This window comes from Natrialba sp. INN-245, assembly GCF_009807105.1.
GTDB lineage: Archaea > Halobacteriota > Halobacteria > Halobacteriales > Natrialbaceae > Natrarchaeobius > Natrarchaeobius swarupiae.
The window spans coordinates 39,508-50,858 of the sequence record NZ_WUBV01000036.1 but is presented as its reverse complement, the minus strand read 5'-3'; the positions used below and the strand labels follow the sequence as shown (position 1 = coordinate 50,858).

The window sequence follows — 11,351 nt, the reverse complement described above, 5'->3', positions numbered from 1 at the left end:
CAATGATGGAAACGATCGCGTTCGCGCTGTTTGCGTTCGTGACGGTCGCCAGCGCGCTGGGCGTGGTCCTCCTGAAGGACCCCTGGCACTCGGCGCTGATGCTCGGCGTCGCACTACTCAGCGTCGCCGTCCACTACGTGATGCTGGCGGCGGAGTTCGTCGCCATGATGCAGATCCTCGTCTACGTCGGCGGGGTGCTCATCCTCATCACGTTCGCCGTGATGTTGACCCAGCGTGACGAACCCGAGACAGCCGCGGACTCCGACGAGGTGGTACAGCCATGACGAGACGACCGGAACTCAGGCTCGGCACCACGCTCGCCCCAGGCCTCCTCGCGGTCGTCCTCTTCGGCATGATGGGACTGATCGCGTGGAACACACAGTTCGGCGGGATGGCCGGCTTTCCAGATGGGATCTCGATCACCTCCGAGATCGGTTACGCCATGTTCGACCTCGAGCCGCTGCAATCCGAGGAGGGCGCGATCGGCGAGACCGAAGCGTTTCTCGCGGCGTTCTTGCTGATCGCGATCACGCTCGACGCGGCGCTCGACGCCTCGCTCGTCCTCGCGAAACGCGAGGAAAGCGGTGAGTCCGTCACGGCACTCATCAGCCGAAGTGGGGATTCCACGAGCGCCGCCGGCACCGGAGCCGCGGCCGCGGACGACCGATCGACCGCCACCGACGGCGGTCGCGACTCCGACGCGTCGACGGCGACCGTCGATTCGAGCGACGGAGGTGAGTCCCGATGACGGTCGGAATCGAGTACTACGTGCTCCTCTCGATGCTGTTGTTCTGCATCGGGCTGTTCGGTATTCTGACGCGCCGAAACGCACTGATGTTCCTGATGTCCGTCGAGCTCATGGTGAACGCGGCGAACATCAATCTGATCGCCTTTGCGTTCTACCACGGCAATCTCACCGGGCAGGTGCTCGCGCTGTTCGTGATGGCACTTGCCGCCGCGGAGGTCGCGATCGGACTCGGGATCATCCTGGTGTTGTACCGCAACTTCCGTGACGTCGACGTCACGGTTCCGACGACGATGAGGTGGTAAGATGGAAGGTGTATTCGACTTCGCGCCGGCGATCGCGGTGTTCCCGCTCGTGGCGTTCGTCATCGCGCTCGCCTTCGGCAAACATCTGCCGAAGAAGGGGGCGATACCGGGTATCCTCGCGACGGGGGGCTCGTTGCTCCTCTCTGCGTTGATGCTCGTGGCCGTCTCGAGTGGCGAAGTGTATCACGAGACGTTGTACGAGTGGGCGGCAGGCGATGCGACCAGTGCGACCGGTGTCGAGGGGATCGCGTTCACGTTCGGGATCCTGATCGATCCGCTCGCTGCGTTGATGCTGGTTATCGTCTCGCTCGTCGCGTTCCTCGTCCACGTCTTCAGCCTCGGCTACATGAACGCCGAGGGAGAGACCGGGCTGCCCCGATATTACGCCGGTCTCGGCCTCTTTACGTTCAGCATGCTCGCGTTCGTCTACGCGGACAACCTGCTGATGGCCTTTATGTTCTTCGAACTCGTGGGGCTGTGTTCGTTCCTGCTGATCGGCTTCTGGTTCCGCACGAAATCCGCCCCGTCGGCGGCGAAGAAGGCGTTCCTGGTCACCCGATTCGGGGACTACTTCTTCCTGATCGGGGTCGTCGCTATCGCGGCGACGTTCGGTACGCTCCAGTTCGCCGGCGACGACTCGTTCGTCGCGGCCGCACAGACGGCCATCGACGACGGTGGGACGCTGTTCGGCTTCGACGCACAGACGTGGGTGACGATCACGGGACTGCTCGTGCTGGGCGGCGTACTCGGCAAGTCCGCGCAGTTCCCGCTTCACACCTGGCTCCCCGACGCGATGGAGGGCCCGACGACCGTCTCCGCACTGATTCACGCGGCGACGATGGTCGCCGCAGGCGTCTACCTCGTCGCCCGGATGTTCGGTTACTACGCGCTGTCCCCGACGACGCTCGCGATCATCGCGTTCGTCGGCGGTTTCACCGCGCTCTTTGCCGCGACGATGGGCGTCGTCAAAGACGACATCAAGCAGGTGCTTGCGTACTCGACGATCAGCCAGTACGGCTATATGATGCTCGGACTCGGCGTCGGCGGCTACGTCGCCGGGGTCTTCCACCTCATGAACCACGCCTTCTTCAAGGCGCTTCTGTTCCTCGGCGCTGGGGCCGTCATCGTCCTCATGCACCACGAACAGGACATGTGGAAGATGGGCGGCCTCAAAGAGAAAGCGCCTGTTACCTACTACACGTTCCTCGCCGGCGCGCTCGCACTCGCGGGGATCATCCCGTTCTCGGGCTTTTGGTCCAAAGACGAGATCCTCTACGACGCGTTCATCGTCGGCCTGGAGGAGCCGGTGATCATGGCCGCCTACGCGATGGGCCTCGTGGCCGTCTTCTTCACCGGCTTCTACACGTTCCGGATGGTCTTTTTGACCTTCCACGGCGAGCCGCGATCCGAGGCGGCCGAGGATCCACATCCGATCGGCTGGTCGATCAAGGCACCGTTGATCGTCCTCGGCGTTCTCGCGGTCGTCGCGGGCGTCGCTAACCTCGCGCCGGTGTACAAGCTCACCGGCCTCGAGTTGACGTTCCTCGAGTCCTGGCTCGACGGCGAGTACGGCGCGATCGAGGCGCTGACGTACGGTGCCTACGGCGAGATGCTCCACTACGAAACCGGCGTGGTCGGCACTGAACAGCTGACCGTCATGATCGCCGCCGGACTCTCGCTGTTGCTCGCGTTTTCCGGCGCTGGAGTCGCCTGGAAACTGTACAACGTCCCAGAGCCGGTCGTCTACCGCGACCGACTCGGCCGCGTGGGCGACGTCATCGAGGCCAACTACTACCAGGACGAGTACCAGGTCTGGCTCGCCGAAGGCGTGACGTTACCGCTTGCTCGAGCGGCCGACCGGTTCGACCAGACGGCGATCGACGGCGCTGTCGACGGCGTCTCGACTGCGAGTCTGTTCGGCAGTGATCGGCTGAAACGAATCCAGACGGGTATCGTGACGAACTACGCGGCACTCCTCGTGACCGGGTTCATCGTCCTCTTACTCGTCCTCGGCTACGCTGGAGGGTGGTTCCTATGATGATCGAGATACTGATCGGGGTCGCACTGGTCGGCGCGTTCGCGACGTTCCTCGCGCCGAATCGCATCGCTGGCAAGCTGGCGTTCGCGATCAGTCTGATTCCCGCGGGGCTGTCGCTATGGATGTTCTCGGCGTTCGACGGCAGCGGAAACGCCTTGCTCGGCGGTGATCTCGCCTTCGAATCACAGGCGGCGTGGATCACGCTCGGCGCATACGACATCACGTGGTTCGTCGGTCTCGACGGGATCAGCCTGCCGTTGGTCGTGTTGACGACGATCCTCGTCACGCTGGCGATCGTTAGCTCGTGGACGCCGATCGACGACCGCGAGTCACAGTTCTACGGGCTCGTGTTGTTCATCGAGGCGAACCTGATCGGCGTCTTCGCGGCGCTGGATTTCTTCCTCTGGTTTGTCTTCTGGGAGGCCGTGTTGATCCCGATGTACCTGTTGATCGGGATCTGGGGCGGCCCGCGCCGGAAGTACGCCGCGATCAAGTTCTTCGTCTACACGAACGTGGCGTCGCTTCTGATGTTCGGTGCGTTCATCGCGCTCGTCTTCGGTCTCGGTGACTCCGTGACGAGTTTCGCCTTACCCGAGATCACGGCCGCTATGGCGGCGGGCGAACTCGGGAGTTTCTACGGTCTCGATGCGACGACGCTCGCCTCGGCCGTCTTCGTCGCGATGTTCGTCGGATTCGCGGTCAAGGTACCGATAGTGCCGTTCCACACGTGGCTTCCCGACGCTCACGTCGAGGCGCCGACGCCGGCCTCGGTGTTGCTGGCCGGCGTCCTCCTGAAGATGGGGACGTACGCCTTGCTCCGATTCAACTTCACGATGTTCCCGACCGAGATCATCGAGCCGTTCGTGCTCCCGATCGCGGCGATCGCGGTCATCAGCGTTATCTACGGCGCGATGCTCGCGCTCGCACAGACGGACCTGAAACGGATCGTCGCGTACTCCTCCGTGTCGTCGATGGGCTACGTCATCCTCGGGCTGATCGCATTCACCCAGTTCGGAATCGGCGGCGCAACCTTCCAGATGGTTTCTCACGGCCTCATCTCCGGACTGATGTTCATGGCCGTCGGCGTCATCTACAACGCCACCCACACCCGGATGGTCACCGACATGTCCGGGATGGCAGACCGAATGCCCGTCGCCGTCGGCATCCTGATCGCCGGCGCGTTCGGCTACATGGGGCTGCCGCTGATGAGCGGCTTCGCCGCGGAGTTCTACATCTTCTTCGGCGCGTTCGAATCGACGTTCCTCGAGTACGCGCCGATATTCACGGCGCTGGCGATGTTCGGCATCGTCGTCGTCGCCGGCTACCTGCTGTTTGCGATGCAGCGGGCGGTCTTCGGACCGTACAACCTAGAGACCGACTACGAGGTGGGTCGCGCGCCGCTTCACGACGTCGCCCCGATGTTCGTGTTGCTCGGGCTGATCATCGTCCTGGGCGTGGCCCCCGAACTGATATTCGAGATGATAACCGACGCAGTCGATCCGATCCTCGACGGAGGTGAGCTGTAATGGCGGTCGTCGAACTTCCCGAATGGGCCGCGCTCGCACCGGTGTTGATCCTCGCCGGGACGGCGCTTGCACTGTTCGTCTTCGACAGCATCAACCCGCGATCGACCAACCGGACGGTACTCGCCGGCACCGCAGCCATCGGCTCGTTGGTCGCCCTCGGCGTCGCCGTCTGGTTCACCGTCGCCGGCGTCGGTGCGTCCGGTCTCGAGGGCTTCGGCGCCATCGAACTGTTCGACGGCCAACTCGTCGTCGATCAGATGGCGCTTTACTTCATGATCATCGTCGCCGTCGTGACGGCGCTCGTCTCGGTCGCGAGCTACGACTACATGGAGGGCCACACCTACCAGGCCGAGTACTACTCGCTGGTCATGCTGGCGGCGACCGGAATGGCGACGATGGCCGCGGCCAACAGCCTCGTCACTATTCTCATCGCCCTCGAGTTGGCGAGCCTGCCGTCGTACGCGCTCGTCGCGATCTTGAAGGACAATCGTGGAAGCATCGAAGCGGGGCTGAAGTACTTCCTGATCGGCGCGCTGTCGTCGGCCATCTTCGTCTACGGCATCTCGCTGGTCTACGGTGCGACCGGCTACCTGCAACTCGACGCGATCGCGACCCAACTCGAGACGGGTGCCGCCGACGGCGAGTTCGCTTACGGCGGGCTGCTCGGTCTCGGGATCCTCATGCTGATCGGCGGCTTCGCGTTCAAGACCGCCAGCGTCCCGTTTCACTTCTGGGCGCCCGAGGCCTACGAGGGCGCACCCGCGCCGATCGCGGCGTTTCTCTCCTCGGCCTCGAAGGCCGCTGGCTTCGTCATCGCGTTCCGCGTGTTCACGACGGCGTTCCCACTCGATGCGACCTCGGCGTTGATCGGCGTCGACTGGACGCTCGCGTTCGTCATCCTGGCGATCGTCACGATGACGGTCGGGAACTTCGCCGCGGCGACCCAGCAAAACGTCAAGCGGATGCTCGCGTACTCCTCGATCGGCCACGCCGGCTACGCGCTGATCGGCCTCGCCGGACTCGGTGCGGGAAGCGAGCTCGTGATGGGTGCGGCGATGATGCACCTGCTGGTCTATGGCTTCATGAACACCGGTGCGTTCCTCTTCGTCGCGCTCGCAGAACACTGGGGCGTCGGACGGACCTTCGAGGATTACAACGGCCTGGGTCAGCGAGCACCGGTCGCTTGTTTCGCGCTCGTCATCTTTATGTTCAGTCTGGCGGGCATCCCGCCACTCGGTGGCTTCTGGAGCAAGTACTTCCTATTTACCGGCGCGATCGAGGCCGGCTTGCTGGTGGTCGCGGCCGCACTGATCGTCAACAGCGCGCTCTCGCTGTACTACTACTCGCGTCTGGTGAAGGCGGTCTGGTTCGAGGAGCCACCCGCCGCCCGCGACTCGCTCGGACAGCCGACGGGGCTGTACGCGGCGATCGTCTTCGCCGCAGTGATGACGGTCGTCTTGCTCCCCGGCTTCGGACCGGTCGTCGAGACCGCCCTCGACGCGGCGGCGGCCATGATCGCTTGATCTGCGCGCAGACCCGGTACTTTTTACCCGGCGGCGTTCCAACCCGCGACAGATGGTTTTCCGGCTCGTGCTCGGCTGTGGGACCGTTGGCCGCCACGTCGTCGAACAGCTCGCCGAGCGCGACAGCGCTGGACGGTTGCTGGTCGTGACGGACGACGAGAGCGTCGTCGGTGCACTTCGAGACGAGAGCGTTCCAGCACGACACGCCGATCCAACCGAACCGACAGTTCTAGAGAACATCGAGCAGCCGGACGTGATCTTCGTCGGCGGCGATCGAACCGACGTCAACCGCGCGACGCTCGAGGCAGCCAGTGATCGATTCCCTGCGGCCTCGATCGTCGCACACATCGGCGGGAACCCGACCACGGCCGACCGACGGAGCTTCGACGACCTCGCAGACCACGTCGTCGATCCGAACGACGCCCTCGTCGACGGCGTCTTAGACGAGGTCGCCCGACCGACGACCGAGGCCGCGATCGAGTTACGCTCTCACCTCGAGTCGATCGACGGCCGTCTGGGCGTCGTCATGCACGACAATCCAGATCCGGACGCGATCGCGAGCGCCGTTGCACTCGTCGATCTCGCCGAATCCGTCGGTATCGAGGCTGAAGCCTGTTACTTCGGGGAGATCTCCCACCAGGAGAACCGGGCGATGATCAACTTGCTCTCGCTCGACCTTCGAAACCTCGTCGCCGGTGACTCCCTCGAACGATACGACGCGTTCGCGCTGGTCGATCACTCGCGACCAGGGGTAAACGATCAGTTGCCGGAGACGCTGCCGATCGAGATCGTCATCGACCACCACCCACCGCGCGCCCCGGTTTCAGCCGCGTTCGTCGACCTGCGCGAACACGCCGGCGCGACGAGTACCGTGCTGACGGAGTACATCGATCAGTTCGGCGTCGGATTCGACCCGACGACGGCGACCGCGTTACTCTATGGGATCCGCGTCGATACGAACGACTTCACACGCGAAGTCTCTCCGGCGGACTTTCGTGCGGCATCGATCCTCTGGCCCCACGTCGACACCTCCGTCCTCGAGCGGGTCGAACAGCCAACGATCGAGGGCGACACGCTCGAGACGATCGCTCGAGCGATTAAGAACCGAACACAGGACGGATCGATCGTCGTGGCGAGCGCCGGCCGGATCACGAACCGGGACGCCTTACCGCAGGCGGCGGATCAGTTACTCGCGATGAACGGCGTCGACACGACGCTCGTGTTCGGGTTCAGAGACGAGATGGCGTTTCTCTCCGCGCGCTCGAGAGCCAGCGAGATCGACCTCGGCGAGACGCTCCGGGACGCCTTCGACAGGATCGGCAGCGCCGGCGGACACGCCGACATGGCGGGTGCCCAACTCGAGATCGGCATTCTCGGCGACGTCGACGACGCCGACGAGGTCGAGTCGATCGTCAGCGTCGTCGAGGAGGTCATCACGAACCGGTTTTTCGAGGCGATCGAGACGCGTCCCGGCGTCCCCGTCGGTGCCTACACGCAGACGAGCGAGTGGCTGTTCACTCGAACCGGCGATCCCGAAGACGGCGAGTCAGCGTAGTCGACGTCGACACCGATCGTCCCAGCAACTCGGTGACAGCGCTTTTGCGCACGGACCGCTTACGATCCACGTATGGATGTCGTGTCGGAAAGGAGAAAACCCCAGGTCGAAGAGTACATGACCCAGGACGTGGTGACGGTTTCGCCCGACACCACCGTCGGGTCGGTCGCAACGCAGATCGCAGAGAGCGAGAAACACAGCGGCTTCCCCGTCTGTGAGCGCCGTCGCGTCGAGGGGTTCGTCAGCGCCCGCGACCTGTTGCTGGCAGACGACGACGAACCGATCTTCAAAGTGATGACGACCGACCTCCTGGTCGCCCATCCCGAAATGAAGGTCACCGACGCGGCCCGCGTCATCCTCCGGTCGGGCATCCAGAAGCTACCCGTCGTCGACGACGCCGGGAACCTCGTCGGGATCATCTCGAACGCCGACGTGATCCGGAGCCAGATCGAACGCGCAACCCCAGAAAAGGTCGGTAAACTCACTCGAACGCTCGAGCAGATCCACGATGTCGACCTCGAAGAAGATCGGCGAACGGTCGCGCTTGCCGAGCTCACACCGACGCAGGGCCGGGTGTACGCCGACGAACTCGAGGGGCGGCGCTACGAACTCGAGCGTGGACTGGCCGAACCGCTGGTGGTGATCGACAACGACGGCACGCTGTTGCTCGCGGACGGCCACCACCGCGTGCTCGCAGCGGACCAACTGGGAATCGACGAGATGGACGCCTACGTGATCGTCATCGATTACGAGATCGAACTCGGCATGGCGGAAACGGCAGAGAAGGAGGGCCTCGAGGGTATACAGGATATCGATATCGTCGACTACGCCCGACACCCGCTGGTGCAGACGACGAAACGCCTCCAGTCAGACGGCTGACACGGTCTGCTGTAAATCGTTACCGGCGAAACCCCGAGCCGTCCGTGGTTTCACCGGTACACCGGTACAGCGATCCGTATGAGCCCGAAAACGACTGTCGCCAGCAACCGTTCGTGTGCGTACGCGATCTCGGGGGCCGATCCGTGACGTCGCCACGGAGGTCGAGCCTACTCGTGGCGGTTCGCCTCCTCGAGGAAGACGAGTGCGCCGCCGAGCAACGCGACGTTCTTGCAGAAATTGATCTTGTTGGCCTGTCGCTCCTCGCCCTCCATCGTCCAGAAGTCGTGGATTCCAGGCGTCGTCCCGAGGAAGAAGACGATGAGCGCGCCGGCAGACGCTCGCGGGAACTTCCAGAGCAGGACGCCGAGGTTGGCGACGAAGAGCATCCCGGTGACGAACGGCACGAGCACGTCCGCCATCGGGACGCCCTTCTCCTCGGCGACCGCGACTCGCTTGTCGTTGTTCTGGAAGCCGTCGACGGCCATGTACATGAGGATTCCACTGTACAACATGCGGCCGAGACGCGACGGGGGCTCGCTCTCGCTCTCACTCGAGGTCGCCGCTGGAGATTGCGATCGTGTCTTCGTCATCGATCAGACCACCTCGAGGCGGCTGACGTTTGCGGGGAGGTGGCCGACGGTCTCGTACTCGCCGTCGTCGGTGCGGCGCATGATTCGCCCCTCGACGTCGTCGCGCTGGTCGGGGACGTCGAACAGCCCCGAGCCACAGACGACGTCGCCGTCGTGGACGACCCACGCCTCGACGATCTCGTGTGGCTCGCCCGGGAACGGAACTCGCTCGAAGTCGCGACCGAAGTTCGTCGATTCGAACAGTGCCACGTCGTGGTCGTCGTTGACCCACGCCGGCGGCGCCTCCTCGCCGCCACAGAAGAAGAGGGTCCCGTCGTGAACGAACGCACATCGGATGTACGAGAAGTCGTTGCCCTGATCGAGCCGGGTCCACGACTCGCCGGCGTCGGTCGTCCGGTATAGCCCGCCCTCGCCGACCGCGTGGCCGAGTCCGAGGTTCTCGAGATCGAGGTCGAGGTAGCCGGTCGCCGCCAGCCAGACGTCCTCCGAAATCGGCAGCACCTGATGGACGTCGTCGACGATCGTATCACGACGATCGATCCACGTCTGCCCGCCATCTCTGCTCAGGTGGATCCCGCCGGCCTCGACGCCAGCGATCAGCTGATCCGGTCGCCCCGGCACGGTCTCGAGCGCTCGCAGACGAGCGTAGTGGGGGTCGATCGGCGACTCCCAGTGGCCTCTCGAGGGGAGTTCGCGAAAGCCCTTCAGTTCGGCCCACGTCTCCCCGTCGTCGGTCGAGCGGAACAGGTACGGGTCGTTCGTGCCGGCGTAGAGCACGCCGTCGGCGGTCGCCAGGATCGACCAGACCTCGCTCTCGCCGGCGTGCCAGAAGCGATCACCGAGTGGCACCTCGAGGTCGGTCCACGACTGACCCCCGTCTCGAGAGCGGTACGCGCCGGTCGAGGAGGCGATGAACACGCCCTCGGTGTGGTCCCACGACTCGACGGCGGTTACCACGCCGCAGTCGAGTACCTGTTCGGCCTCGTCGCGGTCGAACGGTACCTCCTCGACCCGATACAGTCCATCATCTGTACCGATCAACAGTGACATACTACGTGTGAGCGTTGCCCACATAATAAAGTTTTACCAAGCTGTAAAACGCTACGTTAGACCGAGTCGAACGGGACTCGAGGGAGATTGGCCACGAGCGACGATTTCCCAGTCTTCACACCACCCATGACTTCGACACAGCCAACCCGACGCCCGACGGACGCAGCGCACCTTGAGGACGAGCCGGATCTCCCGAGAGAACTCCTGAACCTGCCGTGGATCGACTGCCACAACCACGCCCACACCCTCTCGTGGGACGACCGCGAGCGCTACGCCCTCTCGGGCTGTCGATCGATGGTGATGGTTGCCTCGGGCTACCACTGGACGCCGTACAAACCCGTCCGCGGCGAGGACATCCGCTACCTCTGGGACGACGCGATCAACCGCCGCGCGGCGATCGAGCGTAACCACTTCTTCGAGGCGAAACTCGGCCTCGGCGTCCACACCGGCGTCCGAATCGAGAACCCCGACGAACTGCTCGAGGCGATGGACGACTACTGCCAGCTCGAGGAAGTCGTTGCGGTCGGCGAAACCGGCGTCACGCCCGCCCAACACGTCGAGCGCTGGGACGTCGACCACCAGCAGGCCGTCGTCGAGGCCCAAATGGGACTCGCGGCGCGCCACGATCTCCCTACCATCCTACACACGCCGAATCAGTCGGCCGACTCGAGTCGCTCCTACCGGCCTGAACTCGGGACGCCGGGCTACGAAAAGAACACCACCCTCGGCCAGGAGCCGGTACTCGAGGGCGAGAACCCGGCTCTCGAGGCGGTGAAACTGGACCTCGAGGCGGCCCACGCGGCGGGACTCGATGAGGAGCGGGTCGTCGCCTCCCACGCCGACGGTAACAACACCGAGTACCTGATGGAGGAGACCGACTGCTACCTGAGTTACACCATCGGCCACTCGTGGCTGATCGGCGTCGACGCCGCCGACGTCGCGGACGCGATCGACGCCTACGGCCCGGAGCGGATCATGGTCGACACCGACTGCGCCAACGTCCTCAGAACGGACCCGTACGCGCTGAAGCGGGCGATCTTCGAGCTGTACCGGTACGGAATCGATGTCGACGCGATTCGACAGGTCGTCTACGAGAACCCGCGCGAGGTCTTCGGACTTGCCGACGGCGGTTCGGAGTGA

The 11,351-nt window shown here is 64.1% G+C and carries 11 protein-coding genes; 9 read left to right on the top strand and 2 right to left on the bottom strand.

Features of this window, described 5'->3' with window-relative positions; genetic code table 11:
* Nucleotides 1–2 precede the first annotated feature (2 nt).
* The 8 genes from GRS80_RS10685 to GRS80_RS10650 all read left to right on the top strand — a co-directional run bounded on the left by GRS80_RS10685 (nt 3) and on the right by GRS80_RS10650 (nt 8,571).
* Nucleotides 3–284 (top strand): NADH-quinone oxidoreductase subunit J, encoded by a 282-nt coding sequence (locus GRS80_RS10685; RefSeq protein WP_160047544.1) that lies wholly within the window; start codon nt 3–5, stop codon nt 282–284.
* On the top strand, nt 281–748 hold the full coding sequence (locus tag GRS80_RS10680) for a hypothetical protein (RefSeq protein ID WP_160047543.1): 468 nt from the start codon (nt 281–283) through the stop codon (nt 746–748). The genes GRS80_RS10685 and GRS80_RS10680 overlap by 4 nt, the downstream gene beginning before the upstream one ends.
* A complete protein-coding gene (nuoK, locus tag GRS80_RS10675; protein WP_149082442.1) occupies nt 745–1,050 on the top strand; it encodes an NADH-quinone oxidoreductase subunit NuoK in 306 nt (101 codons plus the stop codon). Before GRS80_RS10680 ends, nuoK begins: the two co-directional genes overlap by 4 nt.
* A 1-nt stretch (nt 1,051) precedes the next feature.
* Entirely contained in the window at nt 1,052–3,088 is a 2,037-nt protein-coding gene (gene nuoL / locus GRS80_RS10670) for an NADH-quinone oxidoreductase subunit L (RefSeq protein ID WP_160047542.1), read from the top strand.
* Nucleotides 3,085–4,614 (top strand): NuoM family protein, encoded by a 1,530-nt coding sequence (locus GRS80_RS10665; RefSeq protein ID WP_160047541.1) that lies wholly within the window; start codon nt 3,085–3,087, stop codon nt 4,612–4,614. Before nuoL ends, GRS80_RS10665 begins: the two co-directional genes overlap by 4 nt.
* On the top strand, nt 4,614–6,137 hold the full coding sequence (locus GRS80_RS10660) for an NADH-quinone oxidoreductase subunit N (protein WP_149082439.1): 1,524 nt from the start codon (nt 4,614–4,616) through the stop codon (nt 6,135–6,137). Before GRS80_RS10665 ends, GRS80_RS10660 begins: the two co-directional genes overlap by 1 nt.
* A 52-nt stretch (nt 6,138–6,189) precedes the next feature.
* On the top strand, nt 6,190–7,692 hold the full coding sequence (locus GRS80_RS10655) for a DHH family phosphoesterase (RefSeq protein WP_160047540.1): 1,503 nt from the start codon (nt 6,190–6,192) through the stop codon (nt 7,690–7,692).
* Between the two features lie 72 nt (nt 7,693–7,764).
* Nucleotides 7,765–8,571 (top strand): CBS domain-containing protein, encoded by an 807-nt coding sequence (locus tag GRS80_RS10650; protein WP_160047539.1) that lies wholly within the window; start codon nt 7,765–7,767, stop codon nt 8,569–8,571.
* A 167-nt stretch (nt 8,572–8,738) separates the two neighbouring features.
* Here the strand turns inward: GRS80_RS10650 and GRS80_RS10645 are convergent, their stop codons facing one another.
* Both GRS80_RS10645 and GRS80_RS10640 read right to left on the bottom strand, forming a co-directional pair.
* Nucleotides 8,739–9,161 (bottom strand): DoxX family protein, encoded by a 423-nt coding sequence (locus tag GRS80_RS10645; RefSeq protein WP_160047538.1) that lies wholly within the window; start codon nt 9,159–9,161, stop codon nt 8,739–8,741.
* Between the two features lie 3 nt (nt 9,162–9,164).
* Nucleotides 9,165–10,211, bottom strand: coding sequence for a sialidase (locus GRS80_RS10640; RefSeq protein ID WP_160047537.1), 1,047 nt, complete (start codon nt 10,209–10,211; stop codon nt 9,165–9,167).
* Nucleotides 10,212–10,337: 126 nt separating this feature from the next.
* Here GRS80_RS10640 and GRS80_RS10635 point away from each other — a divergent pair, with 126 nt between their 5' ends.
* Entirely contained in the window at nt 10,338–11,351 is a 1,014-nt protein-coding gene (locus GRS80_RS10635) for a TatD family hydrolase (RefSeq protein ID WP_160047536.1), read from the top strand.